This is a genomic window from Mucilaginibacter sp. (assembly GCF_039207105.1).
Taxonomy (GTDB): domain Bacteria; phylum Bacteroidota; class Bacteroidia; order Sphingobacteriales; family Sphingobacteriaceae; genus Mucilaginibacter.
The window spans coordinates 14,004-40,988 of the sequence record NZ_JBCECK010000011.1; the positions used below are offsets into that span (position 1 = coordinate 14,004).

Annotated in this window: 14 protein-coding genes; 1 reads left to right on the forward strand and 13 read right to left on the reverse strand. The window is 42.5% G+C overall.

All coding sequences use genetic code 11. The features are described from left to right. Positions 1–8: 8 nt before the first annotated feature. The 10 genes from AAGC65_RS03990 to AAGC65_RS04035 all read right to left on the reverse strand — a co-directional run bounded on the left by AAGC65_RS03990 (position 9) and on the right by AAGC65_RS04035 (position 19,740). On the reverse strand, positions 9–3,491 hold the full coding sequence (locus AAGC65_RS03990) for a malectin domain-containing carbohydrate-binding protein (RefSeq protein WP_343111117.1): 3,483 nt from the start codon (positions 3,489–3,491) through the stop codon (positions 9–11). Between the two features lie 77 nt (positions 3,492–3,568). Then, positions 3,569–6,397 (reverse strand): glycoside hydrolase family 95 protein, encoded by a 2,829-nt coding sequence (locus tag AAGC65_RS03995; protein ID WP_343111118.1) that lies wholly within the window; start codon positions 6,395–6,397, stop codon positions 3,569–3,571. A 9-nt stretch (positions 6,398–6,406) separates the two neighbouring features. Next, complete coding sequence (locus AAGC65_RS04000; RefSeq protein WP_343111119.1) at positions 6,407–9,166, reverse strand: hypothetical protein; 2,760 nt, start codon at positions 9,164–9,166, stop codon at positions 6,407–6,409. 207 nt (positions 9,167–9,373) lie between these two features. Then, positions 9,374–10,930, reverse strand: a complete 1,557-nt coding sequence (locus tag AAGC65_RS04005) for an MGH1-like glycoside hydrolase domain-containing protein (RefSeq protein ID WP_343111120.1) — start codon at positions 10,928–10,930, stop codon at positions 9,374–9,376. A gap of 8 nt (positions 10,931–10,938) precedes the next feature. Beyond that, positions 10,939–11,952, reverse strand: a complete 1,014-nt coding sequence (locus AAGC65_RS04010) for a zinc-binding alcohol dehydrogenase family protein (protein WP_343111121.1) — start codon at positions 11,950–11,952, stop codon at positions 10,939–10,941. Between the two features lie 18 nt (positions 11,953–11,970). Further along, positions 11,971–13,623 carry an altronate dehydratase family protein gene (locus AAGC65_RS04015; protein ID WP_343111122.1) on the reverse strand — a complete coding sequence of 551 codons (1,653 nt, stop codon included), beginning with the start codon at positions 13,621–13,623 and terminating at the stop codon, positions 11,971–11,973. Between the two features lie 12 nt (positions 13,624–13,635). After that, complete coding sequence (locus AAGC65_RS04020) at positions 13,636–15,129, reverse strand: tagaturonate reductase (RefSeq protein WP_343111123.1); 1,494 nt, start codon at positions 15,127–15,129, stop codon at positions 13,636–13,638. A 34-nt stretch (positions 15,130–15,163) separates the two neighbouring features. Further along, a complete protein-coding gene (locus AAGC65_RS04025) occupies positions 15,164–17,068 on the reverse strand; it encodes a glycoside hydrolase family 88 protein (RefSeq protein WP_343111124.1) in 1,905 nt (634 codons plus the stop codon). Positions 17,069–17,073: 5 nt separating this feature from the next. After that, on the reverse strand, positions 17,074–18,069 hold the full coding sequence (locus AAGC65_RS04030; protein WP_343111125.1) for a pectinesterase family protein: 996 nt from the start codon (positions 18,067–18,069) through the stop codon (positions 17,074–17,076). A 15-nt stretch (positions 18,070–18,084) separates the two neighbouring features. Further along, positions 18,085–19,740 carry a glycoside hydrolase family 28 protein gene (locus AAGC65_RS04035; RefSeq protein ID WP_343111126.1) on the reverse strand — a complete coding sequence of 552 codons (1,656 nt, stop codon included), beginning with the start codon at positions 19,738–19,740 and terminating at the stop codon, positions 18,085–18,087. Positions 19,741–20,024: 284 nt separating this feature from the next. Between AAGC65_RS04035 and AAGC65_RS04040 the strand changes: the two genes are divergently transcribed. Further along, entirely contained in the window at positions 20,025–21,056 is a 1,032-nt protein-coding gene (locus tag AAGC65_RS04040) for a LacI family DNA-binding transcriptional regulator (RefSeq protein WP_343111127.1), read from the forward strand. Between the two features lie 56 nt (positions 21,057–21,112). Here the strand turns inward: AAGC65_RS04040 and AAGC65_RS04045 are convergent, their stop codons facing one another. From AAGC65_RS04045 to AAGC65_RS04055, 3 genes are all read right to left on the reverse strand, one after another. Continuing rightward, complete coding sequence (locus tag AAGC65_RS04045; protein WP_343111128.1) at positions 21,113–22,912, reverse strand: glycoside hydrolase family 35 protein; 1,800 nt, start codon at positions 22,910–22,912, stop codon at positions 21,113–21,115. Between the two features lie 40 nt (positions 22,913–22,952). Further along, a complete protein-coding gene (locus AAGC65_RS04050) occupies positions 22,953–25,079 on the reverse strand; it encodes an alpha-L-fucosidase (RefSeq protein ID WP_343111129.1) in 2,127 nt (708 codons plus the stop codon). A gap of 140 nt (positions 25,080–25,219) precedes the next feature. Continuing rightward, positions 25,220–26,962, reverse strand: a complete 1,743-nt coding sequence (locus AAGC65_RS04055; protein WP_343111130.1) for a RagB/SusD family nutrient uptake outer membrane protein — start codon at positions 26,960–26,962, stop codon at positions 25,220–25,222. Positions 26,963–26,985 lie beyond the last annotated feature (23 nt).

Genomic DNA, 26,985 nt, shown 5'->3' on the forward strand with positions numbered 1-26,985 from the left:
TCAATTTTCTACTGCATTTCGATGCCTGATATACACAAACCTGCCGACTTAACGCCCATGATAACCAGCTTATAATTCCCCGCGTTAATACTTGTTCCGCTTGAAGTGGCTACAGTGCCCGATTTATTTTTGGCTACCGGTTTAAAACTGATCTGTACCTGATTCATCACGGTACCATCAGCAGCGCGCAACTCTACTTTTCCGGTAAATGTTTGACCTGTTGGATTGTAGTATTTAATACGAAACGCATACAATGCCCCCACGCCGGGAGTAACCGGGAACGATACAACTCTATCATCCTTTTCAAAACGGATCACATTTTTACCGTTCAGCGTATCTTTTACAACCCCACTTTGCAGTTCGGCGGTTTCTGCTTTGTAGCTAATAATCTTACGAAGATCAGTTGCGGGCTGAAGTGTAGTGACCGGTAATACAGCTACGATATAAGGATATTTACCTTCATTATTGTTTAAGGTTACGATATTCCCTTTCTTAAACCTTTTTCGATAAATAGGTAGCTTGCGCCCATCGTCCTCATCTGTTTCTATACATTGCCCGGTAGCTTCATAATCTGACAGCCATTGCGGCCTTTGCGTGGATTGTAAATCAATGGCTACAAAAACGTCTGCTTCAGCTTTCACGGAGAAAGAGGTTTCAGTTTCCGGTTGATCGTAACTTGTCTTGATCCAATCGGCACCATATAACGCAGGTGGAAGATCACTGAATTTGATACTTTTATCTGCGTATACGTTTTCGCCAACATCAAGCCAGCTTTGTACCGACCAGCCTTTAGCACCTTTCAAGCTCTGGATAACACCACCATTGTTAGTGGTAACGTGAACAGTTTTATTTAAGGAACTAATGGCGATAGCCGAAATAATGGATTCTCCTGCCTCAACATTTGGGAACGATATACTTAACATACCACCTTTTACATGCGCAGTAATTGTTTTCTTTAGGGCTTTATTACAGCCAACCTCTTTCCATATATCCAGGTTTTTGATCTTTGTTTCGCCGTTAACAGCCACATCAAACAAACGCCAACCGGAACAATCCATGCCACCGCCTATTCCATACCAGGGTTCGGTAAAGTAAAGTTCTACGCGGTAGTCGCCATCGGGTACAGGGAAACTAAAACGTAGCTTATTCATACCGTACCTGAAAGTTTGAAACAAGGGGCTATCTCCTGTACCGGATATCTGGTCAAAAGTGCGTTGCTGGCTGGCGAAAAAGGCTGGCATACCTGGATAATCATCTGTCCATGATAACGATCCCACTTGTTTAGGGTTATCCCGGTGCCTGTCGGCCATCCACAAGTTGCCAAAACTATCTTTATAATCAGGTCCGCCGCAATTTAATCGATACAGATAATTATAACCAGCAGCAGGCTTAAGCATAGCTGTACCCACATCCTTTTTCAAATGCGGAGCTACCGGCAAATGGTTAAGTATTACCTTATCATGAACCACAGCTTTGCCATTTACATAACCTGTAGCATATAATACATTGTATTTGATATCCACATTTTCCCATTGAAAATGTGCACCAATGCCATTCCGCTTTCTTTTTCCTAATGACTCATGCTGTATATCATTAAAAAGTTCTACCTCATCGCAATTGGAGTAAACAGTTATACTATCTTTTTTCCCGGGTTTAAGCCAGCGGTTAGGCCATGTATGCGATACAATGTAAACCATAGGCTCTTTATCTTTTGGCGCATAGTTTGCCCGGTACATATAAAAGGCATCGGTAGGTTGCCCCCAGGCTGTAAACAGACCTTTATAGTTTATTGGGCCTACCCTGTCAAGCTCCCGTTCACCCTCACCACCTTGAGTACGACCGGGATTTTCATGTGAATACAACAACCATTCAAAATGCCCGGCAACCTTATCTTTTACAGATTCAGCCAGGCGTATTTTAGTCTCCATTAATTGATTAAGTCTATCTTCGCTCACAGGGCCATTGGTGTTAAATGGCCCTTCGGTATGCAGACCCAGGCTACGCCACGCGCCGTATTCACCTACCAGTATCTGTTTTTTGAGATCTTCGGCATAGGTTAACGGATTACCACCATAAGTACCTGTCCAGTTTTGGGGTACATCCCAATCGGTTCCTGAGCCACCATTACAGGTAGTTATTTTTCGTTGAGATGAAGCTGTTGGGTCGAGTTTACGGATCAAAGCACTGCATTCTTGTGCAAAATCAGCTGGCAGCTTACTTTCGTTTTGTAAACCCCATAAAATAACCGACGGACTGTTGCGACGCTCCTTTATCCAATCAACTAATAACGCTTTATAGTTATCCCTAAACTCTTTGGTATCAAACCATATATGAGCCGAGTACTGAGGCCACCAAAGCAAGCCTAATTTATCCCAGTACTTATTATATTCTAAATTATGAGGCTGGTGCGCATCTCTAAATGCATTAAAACCCGCCGCTTTAACCTGCATTATCCGTGCTTTGATTTCGGCATGGGTAAAGGCATGGCTTTTGCCCATCAAGTGTTCATATTCGGCTGTACCATTAATGAACACGGGTTTACCGTTTAGAAAGAACCGTCCATCGCCATTATTACGACCAATTGGCCAGCTTATCCAACGGATTCCATAAGGAGTAGTAATTTGATCAATTACCTTACCATTTTTCCATATTTGAGTAACTAAAGTATATAAATAAGGATTCTCTAAATTCCACAAATGCACATTCTTAAGGTTTTTCAATATCTGCGAAAGCACTTTTGTTTCGCCAGCTCTTATTTGATCTCCACTACTCACTTCTGCAATTGACTTCCCATTTTGGTCAATTAATTTACTGGTGATTTTTAAAGACGCTGATCGTGTCCCGTAGTTTTTGACCTCCGTTTCAAGGTTAAGCGTTGCCGAATTTTCGGATACTGTTGTATCATTCCAGATGTGCACACCAAAAGGTTCAACCCGAACCTCATCTGTTACAACCAAATGAACTGGTCTGAAGATACCCATCGGCTGTGACCCTTCTGAGAAGCCCGGATCATCCGAACAAGCTCCGCATACCCAGGGCAGATCTTTTATGTACGATGGATGATCGGCCCGAACACAGAGCAGATTTTGCTTGCCGGTTTTTATAGCGTCTGTAACATCTAAAGTGAAAGATGTACGGCCGCCTGCATGATAACCCACCTGCTTACCATTAAGCCAAACCGTTGCATACGATCCTACCCCCTCAAACCATAAAAAATAACGTTTGCCCGCTTGTTTACTTATTAAGGGAAAAGCCTTTCGATACCAGGCATATCCGTGCCTGTTGCCATGCGGTATACGTCGGTAACCTTCATACGTATCCCAATTGTGCGGTACATTTACGGTTTTCCAACCTTTATCGTTAAAAAAATATTGCTCAAAGCTTGGATACGCTTTATTATTACTATCGGTTGCAACTGTATGCCAGTTATTACTCAATAAGATATCTTGCCGGCTTTGCTGGGCAGATGCAGCATATGCTATGAATTGCATTAACACTATAAAAAAGGCAATAACAGGCTTATAGTTAAACCCAAAAATCACTTTTTTTATATTGCAGATATTTAAGCTCATATCTGCTTCAAATCGCTATTAAACTGATAAGTTTTACCTTTTTGAGTATTGATGCTGATAGTTTTATCCTGATAACGCAAGCGGCAAACACCTCCTGCTTTTGACAGTACCTGCACACTTTGCAGTGCACCTTTTTGCCAGTTAAAATTCAGCTCGAAACCACCCCGGGCACAAATACCTTTGATGTTGCCTTGAGGCAAAGCCGATGGTAGTGCAGGCAGCAGTTCAATATCATCTCCCTGGCTTTGCAACAGCATTTCTGACAGACCGGCCGCTCCTCCAAAATTTCCGTCAATCTGGAATGGTGGGTGCGCATCAAACAGGTTATGGTAAACGCCTCCTTTTTCCTTGCCCGAGTTAACATCAGCGGGCGAAAGCAGTTTGGTAAACATCATATAAGCATGATCACCCTGGCGCATCCTGGCCCATATATTTACCTTCCAGGCAATGCTCCAGCCGGTACCTTCATCACCGCGATAACGCATAGAGTGTTCGGCCGCTTTCATCAGTTCAGGTGTTTTAAAAGTTATATCCGTACCAGGAAACACGCCCCACATATGGGATACATGGCGATGGGTATCGGCGGTATCATCTTTATCTTCCATCCACTCCTGTAACTGGCCATATTTGCCTATTTTATTAGGAGCTATCTGTTTAAATTTATCTTTAAGGCTATCTACAAATGATTTATCGGTAGCCAAAACTTCTGCCGCCGCAATGCAATCTTTAAACAGCTCGCGAATGATCTGATGATCCATAGTTGGCCCGGCCACCAACCCGCCATGTTCGGGCGAATTGGATGGGGCGCTGATAAGGTATCCGATTTTCGGGTCTTTCACTAAAAAGTGCACAAAAAATTCGGCCGCACCCTTCATTTCGGGGTAAGCACGGTTTTGTAAAAAGTTTTTATCCTGAGTATATAAATAATGTTCCCATAGCTGATGGCAAAGCCATGCACCACCTGTAACCCAAATACCATGATTGGAGGCATTTACAGGAGCTGTACCCCGCCACTGATCGGTATTGTGGTGTAGCACCCAGCCTGGTGCATCATAATGCTCTTTGGCGGTGGCTTGGCCAGTTTTTGACAGATCATCAACGATACTGAAAAATGGTTCGCTACAGGCTGAGAGGTTCAATACCTCAACCGGCCAATAATTCATCTGCAGATTGATGTTAGTTGTGTATTTACTGCCCCAGGGCGGTGTAAGCAGATCGTTCCAGATACCTTGCAAATTAGCCGGGGCATTGCCCGGCCTTGAAGATGAAATAAGCAAATACCGTCCGTACTGTGTGTAAAGCGTAACAAATGAAGGATCTGGTGCAGATACGAATTTCAGGATGCGCTCATCCGTTGGCAGATCGGCATTAGCACCTTTGCCCAGATCAATAGAAAACGTATTGAAATACTTTTGATAATCTTTAATATGAGCAGCTTTAATTGTATCATACTTTTTTGACTTAATGGCAGCTGTTTGTTTTTTGCAAATAGCTTCCGGGTCGCCGGATACATCATGGTAATTTTTAAAACTGGTAGCCGCGCTCAGGTAAAGTGTAGCTTCGTCTGCACTGCTAATGACTATATCATTATTTGTAACTAATAGGTTGCCACCTTTGTTTTGTACGTACAGATAGCTAACACCTTTTAAAACACCATCGTGAACTTTTAAAGATAAAGCCAAGGTATGGTCATCAACCTTGTGGGTAATATAGTTTTGATGCAGGCTTTTTAGTAAAGCTTTTAACGTGATACTACCTGGCTTACTGGCTGTTAAATGAATACCGATTACCTGATCAGGCGCACTGCTCAGATATTCTCGGCTATAGGTAATGCCGTTGGCTTTGTAAGTTACATGGGCGGTTGCGTTGCTGATATCAAGGTCGCGTTTATAATCACTTACTGTCTGTTTAGGAAATTGCAGATAAAGATCAGCAAAAGGCTGATAATCGGCATTATAACGGGGATACTCTGGCGGATTATTATCCTGTATCCAATATTTCCACTCAGGTTTTAGCAGGATACCGTTTTCGGGTTTATCACCTTCAGGATAAACAGCAAATTTCTCTTTAACTGTAGTAAAACCTCCTTTATCAAAAAAGTTGATAACCTGAACAGCAATAATATTTTTTCCGGGATGAAGCAAATCAGCAGGGATAGCATACTTACGATTAGCTGTATTAGCAGCCGAGCCAACAAGCTTGCCGTTAACGTAGGTAAAATCTATATCACGCACCCGCCCAATATTCAGCATCAAATTTTTACCGACCATGTTTGCTGGCAGCTCAAACGTGGTACGTAACCAAACTGCCCCATCCAAACCTTCAAAGCCCGGTATGGTTTCCCAGCCATTGGCATTGGGCATAGTTATAGTTTTCCATTTAACATCATTAAAACCAACAGCAGCGGGAGCCATATTAGCACTTACTTTTTTGAGCCATGCGGCAGAATCGGTAGTGTAACTCTCCTCATTACTTTTTATACCCATAAAATGCTCCTGGGCCATTGCCTCAGCTTCGGCTTGCTTGCCATCAAACAACAATTGGCGTATAGGCTGCAGGTATTTTACCGCTCCTTTTCGCTCATAATGGCGCGGGCCGCCTGTCCACAACGTTTGTTCATTAAATTGAATACGGTCTACAATAGCTCCCCCAAAAATCATAGCCCCTAAACGGCCATTACCAATGGGTAATGCATCCGTCCATTTTTGAGCGGGCTGTTTGTACCATAATTTCAAGTTGGCTTGTGCCTTAACGGTGATGGTGGAGATGAACAGCATTGCCGCCAGGCCAATTGGTTTAGTGATGAATAATAGGTTGTTTTTCATAGCCCTAATTTAGTTAAACAGCCAGCGTAAATCCTTAATATTTCCGGCATTACTTAAACCCGCGTCATAAACCGGGATATAAACGCTATCATCCACCACTCCTAAAATTAAGCAGGCCCCTTTACCTAAAGTAAGCGTATTGTTACCTGCTTTAAAGCTGTAGGTGTGCACATTCACGGGTGGCATACCATCTATCTGAATGGCATTGGCTATTTTCACATCAGCCTGTCCATAATCATTGGCGCTGGCATCGGTTTCCAGTTGTGGTTCGGGCAGATAACCAGGCTCTTTGCCGTTGAAAAAGCCCACAAGCACTTTTACCGGTTTGGCATTACTAAAACTAAGCTCAGTGCCGTTTTTAACCTGGATAGCTTTTGAAAACTTTATACCCTGTAAGCCCTCCAGCTCCTTAGCTACATTTTTTATTACGACTGAAGTATCAGTAAATACATGCTCCCCGACAATCATTTTATATCGATCTGCCAATTTAATGGTGGTGGCAGCATCAGTCAGAACAATTTTCTCTGCTTTTTTAGCCGAAGTTTGTGGCGATTTAAGAGAATCGATATTACGTTTAAAATTATTGAACTCTTTTTGATAAACCGGCAGCAACTCAGCCCAGGTTTTCATTTTAGCATCATTACCACCAACGGGAATTTTGCGCTGCTTGGTTTGCATGCTATTGGCATACAGGTAGGTGTCCTTTGTAAGTTTTACCAGCTCCTCATAATACTTTAAACTGGTTTGTAACTCAGGAAGCGCCTTTTCCAGATCTGCTACATCATCAGAATATTTATACCGTAACACCCAAAGGGCAGCTTTTGCTTTATAGGCATAGCTATTGGCCAATGCATTATAACAGTACATATCATTTTTGAGCCTTAAAAACTCGGCCTTGTTTTGAGTTATCCCTGCCGTAGCTTTATCTGCAGCCTCAACTGCTTTACGGCCCTGTACAATTACACTGTCAATTATTTTAACAGGGGTTTCGCCGGTATGGGGCTGATGTTTCCATTCTTTTTCGGCATACTCACTCATCATTTCACCAACCGGGCCTTCAGAATTATAAAGCAGGCTGAACAAACCATATTTTTCCGGGTTAACCAACTGGCTCATCAGCATACCCAGTGTCATGGTTTGGCGGTTGCCATCGGTAATTCCAAAACGGCGCAACAATTCAGGCGCTATATTTCCTGATTGCTCATAAGCGGCTAACAGATCACGGCCATGCGTTTCGTCAGTTCCATATTTAGCCGCAAGCTGGTCAGCCCAATACTTTATTTCGTCGTTTCTGTTGCGTTTGCTGTTCCAGGCATAGCGCGACCATGCCTTGTACCAGATCCAGTCACGATCCATCTGTAATAATCTTGGCCCGTCTATTTTATCAGCAGTATAAGGCCAGTCCCAGTAGGATGCCTGTGGGTATAAATGCAAACCATTAGCGCCATAAACCTGATGCATGGCCTGTACGCATTTTTGTATAAAATCAGCCGAGCCATAACGGAAAGGTTCCAGGTTGGCCATGATGTGCACATTTTCAATTTGCACCGTGCCAATGTTGCTCAGGGTACGATGCAGATCGGCCCAGGGGCCATGCGGCTCATAGGTGGTGAGTGCCTCGCCATTGTATTTGGCTTCGGTATACAAATTTTTGTAGAGGGGTTTAGCGTATTTCATTACCGTTGGAGCATCAGTATCATGCCCACGCAGTACAATAGGCGGCTCATCGGTACGGCCCAAGGCTTGTAAACCATCCTTAACACCGGGAATAATGGTTTTAGTGAACCAATCAATATCATCCTGCCCCACGCCTTCCATAGCTTCACCAAGGGTAATAAGCAGGCCTACATTTGGATATTTTTGAACAAAAGCCGCGATGGATTTTCGGGTGTAATCAGCAATTATGGGAACGATGTGCCGGTTACGATCCTGCGTTTTCAGATGATTTTTTTCGGCAAACGGTTTGGATACAATGATGTTATAAAAGCCCTGTATAACCCATATACCGCGCTTATCTGCCTCGCTGGCCAAAAAGCGGTATATCTCTTCGTTCTTTTTAAAAGTAGTGTCGTCCACTTCCACTGCGTAAGGATATTCCTTTACTTTAACCAATGATGCAAAAGGATGCCCGTTCCACAGGTACAAGGAATTCATGCGATTTTCGGCAAGTGAATCCAGATAACGCAGCCACAGGGTTTTATCATAAAACCAGGGAAAGTTTTCAGGAGTATATGGATATTCGTAAGTACCTCTTCCGGGTAATAAAGCAGGCTTTTGTACGCCGATACAAGTACCACGCAACACCATTTCAGGCTGGTCAGTTATCGATATGTTTGCAGGTAAGCTTTTAGCTTTCTTTATACGATCGGCCAGTTCCAAACAGCCATATAAAGCACCGGAATTGTCGGCACCAGCTATAACTGTTACCTTGCCTGCACTTCGGATTATAAACCCTTCTTTACCTGGATTTTTGCCGGTGGCCAGTGATAACTTTGTAAGTATTGCTTTGGTGTTTGCATCCTGTAGAAGCCCCGCATAAACCATATTGCCGGCAACTAACTTTCCACCTCGTTGAATATTTACGGTATAACCGGCAAATTGTAATGCCTCTTTTAATTTTTGAGCGCCATAATCTAACCTAACATGATGCTTTACAGGTAGTACAATGGTTATTTGCTTAGGTAGATCATGAGCTTTTACAGGGGAATAAAAACAGCTTAAAAACAGCACTAAAAATGCCAGGTAACTCCGGGTTATGTATACTTTCATTTTTCAGCATTATTGCCCCAAACCCGCGTTAAAAGACGCGGAGTTCTGGTGAAGCAGGTATGTCAAGATGGTATTAAGGATATACTTAATTGGTTGTATAATATTCAAAAATATCGGTATGGGGTGGTAAATTCATCTGATATTTTCGCCATGTGCTATACGATATTACCATATATCTTCCCTTATAAACAGGTCAGCATATTACGGTTAAACCGGGAGCTTTATCAATACACATTTTAATTGTGTACTCCGTGCGATTATTTTACCATCCGCATAAATCAGGAAACCCTTGCCCTTATGATATTTAGTACCTGATTTATCCCATAGAATAGTGATGGTGTGACCATGATACAATACATTATCCAGCGCAAACCACTGCCACTTGTTTTGAGGAATAAGGGGCGAAATTTCAAGCGTGTTATCAGCACGTGGTTTTAGCCCTACCAAGTCACTGATAACCAAATCGCAGAAACCGGAGTGGTTATAATAGCTGCTGCGCGGATTATCACCTTTGAGCCAATAACCCGTTTTTTCATCCTGATACTCTCCTAAATAAGGTACGCCCCGTTTAATATGTGATAATGCATATTGATGTAAGTTATCGTAAAATATAGCGGGGGTCATGCTGCCTTTATTTTGATAATTGGTTAGCAGATTAGCCAAACCTTTGAGTGTTTGTGTAGTAGCAAAAGGCCATATTGCCCCATCCCACTCACAACTATGGCCAGTACCATGCGTACGGAACAAAGGGTGCCTGCGCTCTGCAGTTGTTATACCCCAGGGAGCACTGAAACCTTTGGTATCGGTTATTTCGTTCCATTGCTTAGCATATGCAGGTTGATCATCAGGCAGGTTAAAATACCAGGGAATAAAACCCAGTTCTTCCCTCACATCCGCAAAGTGACCGTCAGGTTTGCGCACCTCAAAAAATGAAGCAGCACCATTCCATAAACTATCCTGAACCAGTTTTTTTAGTTCGGCAGCTTTTTGAGTGTATTTAGTTTGCAGTGAATCAATACCGGTTATTGCAGCCATTTTTGATAAGGCAACCGCATTGCCATACATATAACTATTAATGGTTGGTCGGATATTTTTTACCTTGCGGCCGCCGCTGATGGACTCCTCCATAGCATCGCGCACATCAAACTGCCAGAATAATTTTGATGGCAGCTGCTTTTCAGTTTCCCACTGCTTATAATCGAGATTTAAGGTTTGAATATTTTGCTGAATAAAAGTCTTGTTAAGGTTCACAAGGTAGTAATTGTAAACAGCATCATCTATCCAACTGCTAAAGGCATGCCCATGCGGCTTTTTTTGTTTAGGATCTGCATACAGCCAAAAGTTAATATACTGGTTAATGTATTGCGGATCATGCAGCCAGCGCCCCTCGTAAACCTGGTGACCTAAGGCACTACTGGAACTGTTATAAACCCCTGTAAAACTTACCGGGATAATAAATTCTGTAAAAATGAAACCATCGGGTGTTTGTTTGAGGTGTTTGCGAAACGTCCACCAGCGATAGTAATATATCTTTTGGATAGCGGAATCCGGACATTCAAACAATGGTACGTTTTTGGCCAGCCAATCATAAGCATGATCATTGGTAATGTAATTCTTTACCGTTTCGGTATCAATAGCATTAAAGTAACTCACGTAAGTTTTGAGCTTATCAAAACCCAGGATATGCTTTTGCTGTGCATAAGTATTACTTAGCCTAAGGCAAAACATACTGATCATCAAACCCAATATAACGGCTCTCCTCATTATCAACTTTATAATTCAACCATAGCTTTGATCACCCCGTTGGCCGGATCCAACCAGCTTTCAAACTGGTCTTTTACCTGATCAAATTTTGCCCGGTGAGTAATGTAGGTCTGCGGATCGACAAGATCATTCTTCATTGACCGGATCACATGTACAAAATCCTGCCGCGTGGCATTGCGGCTGCTCATCAATGTAGCTTCGCGCTTATGAAATTCAGGGTGACTAACGATGAGCTCATCGCGCTGTAAGCCCACTAATACATATCTTGCTCCATGCGCCATATATTGAAACGCGCCATTTATAGCCTTCTGATTACCAGTAGCATCAATAACTACAGTAGGCATATCGCCGTTGGTAATGGCCGAAAGTCTTGCCATTACATCCTCGTCCTTTACATTAATAGTATGCGGCACTTTTAAATTATCCTTGCAAAAGGCTAAACGCTGGGCATTCACATCAGCAGCAATGACAGTTCCACCTGCAATACGCGCAAACTCCATGATGCCCAAGCCAATGGGGCCTGCACCTATTATCAGTACAAATTCGCCCGGTTGTACTTGCGCCCTGCGCACACCATGCGCACCTATAGCCAATGGTTCAACCAGCGCCAACTCATCAAAACTCAGCCCTTCGCCATGTACTAACAAATGTGAGGGCACCTGCAGATACTCAGCCATACCACCATCGGCATGTACACCGCAAACCTGAATATTCACACAACAGTTAGGTTTACCAGAGCGGCAGGCAATACATTTACCGCAATTGAAATACGGAATAAAAGTTACAGATTCACCTTTTTCAAAACCCTTTGCATCACCTGCATCAATCAATTCGGCGGCAAGTTCATGGCCCAATACGCGTGGATAGCTAAAAAATGGTTGCGTTCCCTCAAATGCATGCAAATCAGTTCCGCAGATACCTATGCGTTTAATCTTCAACAGCGAATGGCCGGGTTTAAGTTCAGGTTGGGCAGCGGTGCCATATTCCAGTTGGCCGGGTGTTATACAGGTTAGTACCTTCATTATTTTACAATAAATATTTTATAAAGAAACCCCTCTTTTCCAGGGGATAAAATCGTCCTGACCGTGGCGTACAGCACTCACCTCTATTTCGCCACTGGCTACTTTTACCACATAATCCAGTATCCTTTCGCCGGCTTGCTCAATGGTTTCGTCGCCTTCCACAATGGTACCGGTATTGATATCGATGATATCACTCATTCGGTTGTACAAGGTAGTGTTTGTCGCGATCTTTACAACAGGAGCGATCGGATTTCCTGTTGGTGTACCTAAACCAGTAGTGAACAATACAATATTTGCCCCAGAGCCTACTTCAGCAGTTGTTGATTCCACATCATTGCCAGGAGTACACAGCAGATTTAAACCCGGCCTGGTTACCTTTTCAGGATAATCCAGCACATCAGCCACCGGGGAAGTACCTCCTTTTTTTGCCGCTCCGGCAGATTTAATGGCATCCGTAATCAATCCATCCTTAATATTTCCCGGTGATGGGTTCATATAGAAACCAGAACCAGCTTCTTCTGCGCGCTGGCTATAACTGCTTACCAAACTGGCAAAACGCTCGGCATTGCCTTTATCCAGGCAGCGATCAATCAGGTTTTGCTCAACCCCACACAGTTCAGGAAACTCGGCCAAAATAACCGAACCACCAAGCGTAACCAATAGATCTGAAGTATAGCCGATAGCCGGGTTTGCTGAAATACCTGAAAAGCCATCAGAACCACCGCACTCCAAGCCGATAACCAGTTTACTCAACGGCGCAGGCATACGAGTATATTCATTGGCCTGCATTAAACCGGCCAAAGTTTGCCGAATAGCTTGTTCCAGCAAATCAGACTCTTTACCTGTTTTTTGCTGATCAAGAATATATAATGGCTTGCTAAAATTCGGCGAGCGCTTGGCTATCTCTTCCTGTAAGGTTTTAACCTCGGCATTCTGGCAACCCAGACTTAGTACCGTTGCGCCTGCCACATTGGGGTGCGTAATATAACCTGCCAATAAACCACATAAAGTGGTTGAATCCTGACGTGTGCCACCGCAGCCACCTGTATGCGTTAAAAACTTAATACCATCTACATTGGGAAACAATTTATCGCTGCTACTGCGGGCCGTATCGCCTTCAATTTCAGTGTATAAAACTTCATCTATGGCTCCGCCTGCTTTGATCTTGCTAATCAATTGCTGAGCCTTGATCTCATATGTTTTTTTACGGCCATAGCCCAGCGGTTTTACCAGAGCTTCCTGCAATACTTCAATGTTGCGGTTTTCACAAAATACCATCGGGATCACTAACCAGTAGTTTGCTGTACCTACACTGCCATCTTCACGATGATAACCGTTAAAGGTTTGGCTTTGCCATTTGCTTACATCGGGCTTGTGCCAGTCGGTGTGGCTGCTACCGGTTAAAAAGCTATTGGCGGCATGAACCACATTAGCAGTTGATAATAAACCACCTACCGGTATATAGCTTTGGGCCTTACCCACTAAAACACCGTACATTATAATTTCGCCGCCTTTGGGGATATCCTTAATGGCAAATTTATGCTTGGCGGGTATCGTTTCAACCAGTATATATTTATTACCCTGATAAACTACTTCCTCACCAGTTTGCAAATCGGTGAGCGCTACAAGCACGTTATCTGCAGGATGTACTTTTATAATTCTTTGTTTCATGATGTTTAAATATTAAATGGTATCCAATACCAAAGCGCCGTTTGCATCAATACGATTAAACTGCTCCAATACCGCATCCTTAAAACCAGGTAGCACACTCAGGTCGGCATCCCATAGGTCTTTATTCTTTAATACGTTTTGTATCACAGTTCCGGTATCCTGAGCCTCCCAAACTTTGGCAAAATACTCGGCCTGATTATCGGTAACTTTATATTCCAGATCATTAGCGACGCCTGTATACTGACCTTCGGCATTTAGCTTTACCCGCATAAACCTGATAAATGCTGCAAACCCGAGCGCCATACATTCGGGCGCTGTGTTGTTCCGTTTATAGTGATTAAGCAACAGCGGAATAACTCTCATTTTTATTTTGGTGGCATATTGCATAGAAATGCTCAGCCACTCATGCCTGATATTAGGATTGCGGAACCTGTCAAGTACTTTGCCGGCAAAGTCAGCAGCCACATTGTGTTCAATCTGATAAGGAATAGCCGGCATAATCTCGTTAAACATCAGCTGGGTAATAAATTTGGTAAAACCTTCATCATCCATCGCTTCCTTAACAGTTTTAAAACCCGAAAGATAGGCCACGGCACAGCTCAGTGTATGGGTACCATTTAACAAACGCAGTTTAAGCTCCCTGAATAGCTCTATGTCCGGGGTGATCACCACTCCCTTATCAGCCTCACAAAATGATAATACCGATGCTATTTTATCATCGCCCTCAATTGCCCATAAGCTATAAGTTTCTGCCATGATGCTCAGGTTATCGGTATAACCATTTTTAGCATCCAGCTCATCACTTACTGATTGCTCCGGCCTCCCAGGCACAATCCTATCAACCAATGAATTGCAGAAACTATTACTATTCTCCAACCAATCCATAAATGCATGCTCCAACTTATTGAGATGCGCTAACTCCAATACTATTGATTCCAGTTTCTTACCATTATCAACAATAAGCTCTGTCGGGATAATAACCAGTCCACTATCCGTGCTGCCATTAAAAGCCTTGTACCGCTCATACAAAACAGCCAGTAACTTACCCGGGAAAGATACCGGTGGATGCTTACTCACATCTTCTTTTACCAGCTTAATACCAACCTCGGTTGTATTGGAGATTATCACTTGCAGGTTTGGGTTACGGGCTACTTCTAAAATAGCATCCCACTCGTTAGCAGCTGAAAGCACCCGGCTTATGGCCGAACAGATCACCTGTTCGTTTACTTCAGCACCGTTTTCGATACCTTTAGAATAAACAGTATATAAATTATCCTGTTTGTCAAAATCACTTACCGAACCAGTATCTGTTGATTTTACTACCACTACCCGGCCATTAAAAATGCCGTTGCGGTTGGCTTTGTCTATAAAATAATCGGGCAAGCCACGTAAAAGCACGCCTGTGCCAAACTGAAGCACTTTTTCAGGTAGGTCAAATACCTTTTCGCCGGGCAATTCAAGCGACGGAACACTTATTTTGTTGAGGTTATACTTTGATAAGATCATATACTAATTTCAAGGGGATTTAATATTGTTTAAATTATTTCGCTGTTATTTGTTGTACCACCCAGTTCACCAGATCGTTTGCGGCCTTAAAATTGTCATAATCGGCAGGTAGTTTGCGGCCGTCGGTGTATTCATTGTAAAGCCAGGGATCGCCAACGGCAAAAACAACTCCTTTCCCATATTTAGCGGTAGCAACAACGATGTCGTTTTTATGGGTTAGCACAGCCTTTGCCGAGGTAGTAACTTCAAGGGTGCTTAACTCTTTCATGTAAACTTTCCGGGCTGTTTTAAATAGGCTATTGTCAGCAGGTATCTCAATAGCGCCCTGTTCAAACTGGCGGCCGATTACATGGTTAACACTATTTTCATTAAAGCGGATACCAAACTTTACCATCAGCTGATTAAGGTGCTTAAACTCTGCATTACCTGTATCGTTATTTAATACTAACAGCACACCTCCATTTTTAACCCAATCGCTTATAGCCTTAATATGAGGTTGTTCAATGTATTTTGCCTGTGGGTTTTCTTTAGGAATGTCAGGATCTGTGATGATATAAACAGCCGATTTTTTAAGATTTTCAGCATCAGGTGCCTGATAAAGGGTTTCAGTATGCAGACCATTACTGTTAAAAATATGGCCAAGTAAGGAGAAGCCGTTGTTATCCCATTCCTCCCATTTGTAATGGAAAGAAATGCTTTTACCGGTGATATTATCTTGGCGATGCTCGTCGTTAAAATAGCTATCCAGCAGGGCTATTTTTCCTTTGGCTGTGTTTGCCTTGGCAAGTCGTTCTATTTCTGTGCTGGCCAGCATAAAGGAGCCCACACCTTTGGTTTCATTTACAACAGGTCTTTCGCTGGTATAGTATTGATAGCTACCATCACGATACGGATTCCCGCCCAGGCCCACAGCACCGCAAACACCTTTAATATTAACCTGGCCGCTGGTATCAGTTTCTATAAATTGTTTAATAACACCATCATACCCTTTTTGGGCTACTGCCTGGTATTTTGCAGGTAAATAACCTTCCCTTACGCCTTTAGCCAGGGTATACACAAACATGCACGATGCAGATGATTCCAGATAGTTACCTTTTTCACCGGCTTTGTCCAATACCTGATACCATACTCCGGTACTTTTATCCTGATAATTGGTAATAGCTGTGGCCAAACGATTTAAAATAGCCAATAAAGCTGCTTTTTGAGGATGATTAGCCGGAAACTGATCCAGCGCATCAACCAGCCCCATAGCATACCAGCCAACAGCCCTACCCCAGAATGTTGCAGAAAGACCGGTTTTAGGATCGGCCCATTTTTCTTTTTTGCTTTGATCCCAGCCATGATACAACAAACCCGTTTTAGGATCGCGTGCCTGTTTTTCCATCAGGATAAACTGCCTGGCTATATCATCAAAATCAGCGTCTTCATGAAAGGCCGCGGCATACTCCGCATAAAAAGGGCCGGCCATGTACAGGCCATCTAACCACATTTGGTTGGTGTAACGTTTTTTATGCCAGAAACCGCCTTCGGGTACACGGGGATGTTGGCTAAGCTGCTTGCGCAGCAACGTAACCGCTTTGTAGTATTTTTCTGAATTTAAAACCTGGTAAAGCATCATCAGGCTACGACCCGATAAAATATTATCCAGCGTATAATCTTCTGCCTTGTAGGTACGTATAGAGCCATCGGCACCAACATACCTGTCCATAGCCCGCTGTATATAGTTAAAATAATTATTATCCGCCGTTTGCAGCCAAACACTTTGCAATCCCTGTAAAACTATCCCCTGATCGTATGACCAGGCATTACTGGGTAACGAATCTTTCCATAAATGCATGGCCGTAGCAGCCATGCGCTGCGACCACGGTTTTTCTGTTTGCGCATGAAGCAACAAACCCGAAAAAAGAATAGTGAACAATATTAATAGTTTCCTGATCATACAAATTATTTTATAGATGATACATCCCAGTGATCCTGACCACCAAGAATATTTTTTATAGTATACATTTTAGCTTCGGTCGCCGTAAGCTGATGCGACCATGTCGCTCTACCGTTTACTTCTGCTCCTTTACCAGTACTTTTGTACTCGGCAAAAAATGCGGTCTTTTCATTTTGGGGATTACGCCAGTTGTCCCAGCCTGTGGCAGTTATGTGCTTGCCCATTTGCGTATTGATATATACAGCTTTAGCATCTGGACGCCAGGGCCTACCCAGGAAAACTTTTTTAACGCTATCAACCGCTGTAAGCTCACAATCAAGATACACAAAACCAAATTGCTGGCGAGCGGTAGTTGCCGGGGCAGAGATAAAAGAGTTTTTAAGGCTTTTGATCACACAATGCTGAAACACGGCTGTGGCTTCGCCAAAAATAAAATCGGTAGTTCCTTCAATATAACAATCTTTATAAAACTGGCGACTGTTTTCAGTAGCAGCATATAGCGTATCCTGGTTGCCTAATAACCGACAATTGATCACGGCGCATCTGTCGCCTTCCACATGAAAGGCAACGGCCTGCCCCACTGGGCCGGAAGCATTAATAATTGTGAGGTTTTCGGCAACAAAATCATTACCCTGCACCAGAATTGTGTATGATGTGTAGGTAGTGAACTTATCCTTGCCAAAAGCATCTTTACCCTGTGGGTTTGGCTTACCCGAAAAATCACTATTGGTAATAATGGTATTTTCCTTATCCTCGCCAACTAATGAAATTTTGGATTTCCATGAGGGGATAACCAGCTTTTCATGATAAGTACCTTTTTTTATGTAGATGGATACCTGCTGCTGCGATAGGTCGCGCACAGCATTTACCGCTTCCTGAATGGTTTTAAAATCACCGCTTCCATCCTGCGCTACGGTAAACTTAGCCGGGAACACAGCTGCTTGCGCCAGTGCAATAACCGGTGCCAAAAATGTAAATATGAATAAAATTATCCCCCTCATTTTAAACACCTATTCTTATTTAGCAGCCGTGAGTACACTGCTATTTACCCCTTGCTCAAACTCCACTTTAGTTTTAGCTTTTGACTCATCTGTATTTACCACCTTGACCTGGGCAGATTTTTTACCGCCTATTTTAAACAACAGTTGAGCCTGATCATAGGTTATACGGTTAAATACAATACCATTGCCATTTTTGATATTGATCAATGGGCTGGTGTCTTTACTATTTAACCGTATATTTTTAAGGCTGATGTTTTGCGCCTCGATAATATCAACTCCTTTGCTCGTTTGGAAAGTGCTATTTTCGATATGGATTCCTTTAATGCTCATCTCAGGAAGGCCGCGGATCAGGAGTGCCTTTTCGGCGCCGTTGCACACCACATTATCTACATAAAAATCTCTAAAGGCTGGAGTAGCTTCTGTTACTGGGATCACAGCCTCATCTTTTACATCCCCATCTTCGCCCGGCGATTTCCCTCCATAGTACATATCAAACAATATGGCTTCATGCAAAATATCACGCATGCTGATGTTCTTGATAAATATATTCTCTACCACACCACCACGACCACGGGTAGTTTTAAAACGCAAACCAATGTCGGTACCTATAAAAGTACAGTTGGATACAAAAATATTCCTGGCCCCGCCAGACATTTCACTACCGATCACAAAACCGCCATGCGCCCGGTAAACTACGTTGTTACGAACAATTACATTTTCGGTAGGCTTGCCTCGTTTGCGCCCCTCTTCATCACGGCCCGATTTAATACAAATGCCGTCATCACCGGCATCAAAGGTGCTGCCCTCGATCAATACATTTTTGCATGATTCTACATCAATGCCATCACCATTCTGTGCATTCCAAAGATTACGCACTCGCACATTTTGCACCGTAAGATCTTCGCACAACAAAGTATGAATATCCCAGGCCGGTGAATTTTGCAGGGTAACGTTTTGCAGTAATACCTTTTTACAATTGGTAAGCACTAACATGTTTGGACGGAAAAAATCTTTTAGAGGCTCATTATCTTGAATAGTTTTACCCGCACCAAGTACACCTACTCCTGGTGTTTTAGCCCCGGTCATGAAACTTTCAGATGGGTACCAGGTTTTGCCGTTTTCGCTTACCACACCACCCGAGGCCACCAGCTTTTTCCATTCAACTTCGGTAAGTCTGTCTTTACCAATGGCACGCCAAACCTCGCCATGCCCATCTATAATACCATCGCCTGTTATGGCTATATTTTGCAGGTTAGTACCTGAAATAGGCGACTCATTGCGTACTGCGGGGTGACCCTCATAATTGCCTTCCACCAGTTTATATTGGCTTTTATCATCGGTAAACTGTAACAGGGCTGCCCGGCTTACATGCAGGTTTACATTACTTTTCATAATTACCGGACCGGTAAGCCACAATCCTTGCGGAATAAGCACTACCCCGCCGCCTTTTGCACTACATGCAATAATAGCTTTGTTGATACTATTGGTGTTCAGCGTAATGCCATCGGCTTTGGCACCGTAGGTCACGATATTAACTGTATCCTTTTTAAATACGGGGCTGCTTACCTTGGGCAAATGTTGCCATGAATATGGCGTAACCTGCGCCGAAGCAGTTAATAAACCGGCTACTAACAAGGTAGCAATACCTAATGACCCTTTAATGATGAACATGTTTATAACGCTTATAATTGGTTGAAGGCAAATACTCTTTCACTGTGTTAAGCACATAGAAAATGCAAATCCCCAAACAAGATTAATTACTCTTTGCTAATAAAAAAAAGATATGCGCAACTAAATCTGTGCAATCGTTTCCGGGAACGTTTGCACATTAACAGCATTTGATGAAAGCTATTAAATCTCAATTTTTACTGTAAATTGGCCGGATAATAAATAATTCCTTATTATTATAAACCGCTTGGTTTTCATCGATTATTTACAGGATCTGAGAGTAAAGTATGTTTGAATCTTATACCATTAAAGACATAGCCAAGGCGCTGGGTTTATCAACATCAACCGTATCAAGAGCATTAAACGGAAGTTATGAAATAGGCGCCGAAACCAAAAAACTGGTACTGGAATATGCTGAGAAGGTAAATTATCGCCCTAACCCTATTGCCTTAAGCCTTAAAGAACAAAAAAGCCACTCTATTGGTGTGGTAGTATGCGAGGTTGCTAATGATTATTTTTCGCAGGCTATTAATGGTATTGAATCTATAGCTTATAATCGCGGCTACCATGTTATTATTACGCAAACCCATGAATCTTTTGACAGGGAAAGTACCAACGTGAAACACTTATTATCAAGACATGTAGATGGCCTGCTGGTATCACTATCTGCCGAAACCGCTGATACCTCTCAATATAAATACCTACACGATAAAGGTTTTCCGATTGTGTTTTTTGATCGTGTAGCAGCCGATGTAAACACGCATAAAATTATCGCGAATAATTTTAAGGGATCATTTGACGCTACTGAATTATTAATCAAAGCCGGTTTTACCAAAATAGCCCACTTAACCAACTCCAATAACCTGTTGATCAGCAGGGAAAGGTTTGACGGCTTTAAAGCCGCTCTTGATAAGCACCAGCTTGATTTTAAACCCGGGTATTTAAAGCATTGCAATCACGGTGGCATGATACAGGATGAAGTGGAATTAGCTGTTAAAGAACTACTGAATATGGATGAACACCCTGATGCTATTTTTATAGCCAGCGATCGCCTTACTATTAGTTGCATGCATATACTGAAAAGACTGGGCATAAAAATACCACAGGACATTGGTATTGCAGGCTTTACCAACTCAGATGTGGCCGAATTATTTGATCCGCCTTTAACGGTGATACGCCAGCCTGCATTTCAGATTGGGCAAATGGCTACCGAAATGCTGATAAAAACCATTGAAAGTAAATGGCCCATTGAAGATTTTATTACTGAACAGGTAGAAACCGAACTCATCATCAGGTCATCCTCACAAAAACTTTTTTAAGTAAAAAGCCTCACATCTTCACGATATGAGGCTTTTTGCTTGTATAAGTATTAATGTTATTCTAACGTTTTTACACCGCTGATATTCGCGGCTTTTTCCTGGTGGAGATCAAATACGGTCACCGTATTTTTTCCTTTATGTAACCAGTTTGCAGGGCAATACAGATGAAATTGAGGGCCTACGTTCCAATAGCGTCCCAAATTATGTCCGTTTACCCAGATCACTCCTTTTTTGAAATTACTCAGGTCAAGGTAGGTGTCGGCAACGGTATTTAAGTCGAAGCTGCCACCAAAATATACGCCATCATGAAAACCTTCGGGATATTTAGGTTTAAGCGAAGCCACAAACTTTTCGTCCATAGGTAACTTGTATATTTCCCAATTGGTGAGGGTCATGCCTTCCAATGTAACACGATCTGTAATACCCTTACGGTCAATCATGTATTGGGCAAAATTAATATGCCCCATATTTTCTACTAAAATATCCAAAACTGGATCTTTCAAATCGCTTTTTGGCAATTTGATTGTCCACTTGCCACCATCGCGATATACGGAATCAACCAGTTTACCATTCAATAAAACCAGAGCATAATCATGAGGTTCGGTAATAGTTAAGTTGCCGCTTTTATGACCAATAAGTTTGGTACGATATAAAATAAACCCACTGTACTGACCCAAACTTTCCATCGGTTTTACCTGCGGCAATTTAATGGCTGCCGGCAACTCTTTCCACACGGTGGTAAAAGGCTGCATCTGGAAGGCAGGTATCTCTGTAGTAGGTATGGCCTTAGGAACATCAGGGATTTTATATTTCACATATTTGGCGATCAGATCGCGCAACGCGAAATATTTTTCGGTTGGCGCACCCTGCTCATTTACAGGTGCATCATAATCATAACTGGTAACATCTGGCTGAAACTGTGTTGGATTAAACGCATTTGCCCCTGCATTATAGCCAAAGTTGGTACCACCATGAATCACATACAAATTAAATGACCTTTTATGCTCAAGCAGATAAGTTACCTGTTTTAATATATCGGCCTTATCAGGCTTTTGCCATTTCTCTTTCCAGTGGGTTAACCAACCCGGGTAGGTTTCACTGCTAAAGGCAGGTACGTTAGGATTTTGCTGAGCCGCATGTTCAAAATCGGCATCGCTGATACCACTGTCTAAACCAATAGCTGCGCCATCAACACTACCGGCTTCCAGCATAAAAGCTGTAGGACCATCGGCAGTGTAAAAAGGCACATTGATGCCATTGCTTACCCATAAATTTTTCAGGGTTTTAATGTACTCCCTATCGTTTGAGTAGCTTCCGTATTCATTCTCTACCTGTACCATGATTATTGGCCCACCTGCAGTGCAAAGTAGTGGCTTAACCTGTTTAGAAAGCACGCTTACATAACGGGTAACCGCAGCCATATATCTTGGATCCATACAGCGTACTTTAATATCAGGTATTTTTAAAAGGTATGGAGGCAAGCCGCCAAAATCCCATTCGGCACATACATAAGGGCCCGGGCGTAACAGCACCCACATCCCCTCCTCTTTACAAATTTTGATAAATTCGGCTATGTTCCTGTTCTCAGAAGTAAAATCAAATACACCGGGCTGCTGCTCCAGGTAGTTCCAGAAAACATATGCGGCAATGGTATTACAGCCCATAGCCTTAGCCATCTGGATGCGTTGGCGCCAGTAAATTTTAGGGATACGGGCTGGGTGCATTTCGCCGCTAATGATTTGGAAAGGTTTACCATCCAACAAAAAATCATTTTTACTGAGCGAAAACACATGCTTTTTCTGCGCGTTAACCAAACCGGTAGAAAAAATTAAAAGCAAAAGAATAAGCTTCTTCATAGAAAATATTGTTCTTATAAATTATAGTTTGATCGACGGATCATAACACTCCAATCTCCGCAACAGTAAACCCATTCCCTTTAATTACGTGATGAGCAGTAAACTTAAAATAACGGGCGTTTACCGACGCGTTCAGTTTTACAGTTTGCTCAATAGGGTTTGAAGCGATGTTTGAAAACTCGCCCTCAGCAGCCTGAGTCCAGTTTTGGCCATCGGTACTTACCTGGAAAATGTAGCTATCTACAATACCCTCGGCTTCCGGATTTTTATCCTGACGTGGCAAATAAGTGAAAGCCTTTATGCTTTGTGATTTACCTAAATCAATAGTAATTTCCTGCGGTTTAAAAGTGATCGAATCATTTTTAGTGCAGGTATTGTACATGGTTTTAGGATCATCATCAATAGCGTTGGCTACACGGCGCATCCGGTTGTTACCAGCCTGCGGGGCCGATGCTACCCATCCGGTTTTACTTACACCAAAAACGTGGGTTTTAACTTCACTGTGATTTGTAGCACCATCAAAGCTTACGGCTTTTATAGTACCACCATTATTGTATTCAAATGGCTGTTTATAAACCGGCGAATTTGAAGTTGGTTCGGTGCCATCTGTAGTATAGTGAATACTGCTTACAGGTGCTTCAGTACTCATGCTTACTTCGCCTTTAATGCTGCGGAGTATTGCTGGTGCCGATAAATGTGTTGGCTCTTTAAATAATCCAAAATCACTCAGGGCAATTGCCGCCGGCGAACCGGTGATGCGTAGCCTTACTTTGCTGGCTGTTATATTTTGTGGTAACCGTATTAATCTGTTTGCACCAATAGTGGGTACAGTTGCTATTTCCTTCCAGGCATTGTTTTGCCAAACATCAATAGCCGCGCCTTCAATACGCTGGCCAAGCTTAATGTTCTCGCGCAAGCGTATTACATTGAAAGTTTTAGGCGTATGCATATCAGCTGTTAATGATGGTGTGGTTACAGCATCGTCAGTAGCCCAATAGGTGTAGCGGTCATTATCCAATAAAAATGAGGTACCGAATTTTACTGAATTACCACCTCTTATGTTACTTGCTTTTAGCGTTGCGCCCTTTAACTCATTAACCGCGAAAGTTTGTTTGATGACTGTACCGAATTGTTTAAGAATCTGTACGTCTTCATCAGTAAGTACGCCATCTTTATCCGGCGACAAACCAAGATCAAGACAGGCGCCACGACCTACGCTTTTATAGTAAAGATCAAGCAAAGTATAAGCCGATTTTGTTTGACCATCCTGTGCTTTATGGTAAAACCATCCAGGTCTTGAAGGCACGTCGCACTCTGCTGGAATCCAGAATTTTCCATTATGGGTACCTTCAGGACTTGTTTCATATTTCACGTTGCCATTTGAAGGAATTTTACCATCAGCAGCTTCAGGAGTAAAGGTTGCCCAGTAAGTTTCACCTGCATGGCCTTCTTCGTTACCCACCCAGCGTACATCGGGACCTGCGTCGCCAAATATGGCCGCGCCGGGCTGCATTTTACGGGTAATGGCCCAGGTAGTATCCCAGCCATAATAAGTCGAGCGGTCAATTTTCCGTTGCTCGCGTGCGCCGCCATAATAACCATCGCCGCCATTAGCACCATCGTGCCACGACATAAACATGGGGCCATAGTTAGCATAAAGCTCTTCCAACTGTTTACGATAAACTTCCGTTACATAAGCAGGCTTGCCGTACATTGCATTGTTTCTATCCCAGGGTGAGCAGTAGATACCCATTTTCATACCCAATTGCTTACACGCTTCCTGGTATTCTTTCACCACATCGCCTTTGCCATTTTTCCAACTGCTTTGGCTAATGTTATGATCGGTTGTTTTGGTAGGCCAAAGGCAAAAGCCATCATGGTGCTTAGCCACCACAACTATACCTTTAAACCCACCCGCTTTAGCTGCTCCTACTATTTGTAAAGCGCTAAATTTTGAAGGATTAAAAATATCAGGCTTTTCATCGCCAAAACCCCATTCCTTATCAGTATAGGTGGCCACACTAAAATGCACTATGCAATACATTTCTGTTTCCTGCCATCGTAATTGCAACTGTGAAGGCAGCACACCGTAAGGCTTAGGGGCCGATTGTGCAAAGATTGTTAATGCATTTACCAGCAATAAGGCAACAATTGTTAGCTTTTTCATTCTTTTTAAGATAGTTTTCTGATAGGTAAACTTATTTATTTCGGATGGTTTTAAAACAACACAGTCCTGTTTGATACATCCTAAAGTTAATCAAACAGGACTGAAATTGCGCATTGGTATTTATACCCTTTGCTCACCGGTTACCATCCGGGATTTTGCTTCAGGTTTGGATTTAGCGTTAGCTCCTGTGTTGGGATAGGCAACAAATACATTTTATCGTTCCAGGTACGGTTTGTGATACTCGGATATTGGCGTATGTAATTATTGGCATCAACAACAACACTACTTACATCTAACTTGGCCGCCGCATATTGAGCGCGCAAGGCCGGAGTAAGTTTCATACCCAAAATAGTATTAGGGTTGTTGATCAGTGTACCAGCTCTCCACCTTTTGATATCATCAAAACGGAAACCTTCAGAACCTAATTCAACACGGCGTTCCCTTCGGATTTCATCGATCAAAACAGGTAATGTAGGAAAATCTGATTTAGGATCTTTAACCAGGTTAGCAATGATCATGTGCGGCATGCCTACCCTATCGCGCAATTTATTGATGGTGTTATCAATAACAGTTTGATCGGCCTGGCCAAGTTCGGCTTTAGCTTCTGCTTCAATCAACAAAGTTTCAGCATACCGGAAGATAAAGAAATCATATATAGATGCATTAGCGTTCCATGCAGCCAAACTATTTGAACGACCTTTGATAGGTTGATAACCGGTTGAAGTAACGGTTGTGCCAATACGTGGCAAAGTAATGATGTCACCAGCCAGAAAATCAAACCCGCGTGTTGCTATCTGTTGTTTGTAGCGCGGGTCACGATTGGTTGACTCGTCTTCAGGCGTATTATCACCTTTATAAAGCGGGCTTAATGAAATAGGTAAACCATCAGAACATAAAATAGAGTTCACAAAATCTTTGCTGTAACCATCGCCAGCTTCACCTAATGAGCGATCAATACCGTTCATTAAAATATTTTGCAGATAACGCATAGGCAATATTGCCTCAGGATTACCCTGTAACTCTTCCTGAATAAACAGATTATAGTAATCAGAAGCTGGGTTTCCGGTAGTGTATAATTTATACAATCCCGAATTCATGATCTGCTCTGCAGCGTCAGAGGCAGCTTGTAAGTAAGTAGTTGCATCACCAGCACCTGAATACTTTCTGTATGTTCCTTCCCACAGGCAAACACGTGCTTTTAATGCAAGCGCTGCATATTTACCCAAACGTCCGTTGGCTGGAGATACAGGCAAATTAGCTACTGCAAAATTGATATCTTTCAATACAGAGTCCATCACTTGTTTATGCGGCATTCTTGGACCGTATAAAACAGATTTTGAAGTATCAACGATGTACTTGTTGATATAAGGAACGTCGCCAAAAGCTTTCACTTTTTTCCAGAAATCATTAGCTCTAAAAAACAGTGTTTCGCCTACGTAAATGTTTTTGGTAGCGTCAGGAATATCGGCTTTCTGATAATTGATCAGGAAGAAATTACAAGCTCTGATGAGTGCAAAATCCCAATCAGTACCTGATTGATTAACATTTACATTACCAGATATATTATTTGCATCAAAATTTAATGTAGTACTTCCTGAATAGTTGTGGGTAGCAGTACTGGGAATAGTATAAGTACCTGCCAATAGTGCATTTATAGTAGCATTAGCCTTATCATCAGAATTATCATCCAGTTTCAGGAAGTTTTGGATAGTTAATGCCGGATAATATTGGTTGCAATATAATTGCAGGTCGGTTTCATTTTTAAAGAAATTTGCCGGGATAATATCACTCAAAGGCTGCCTGTTCAAGAAGCTTTCCCGTTTACATGATGAAACTATGGTTAATGCCACACAGGCTATATATAGGATATATTTATTTTTCATTGTTATAATTTTTAACATCGGTT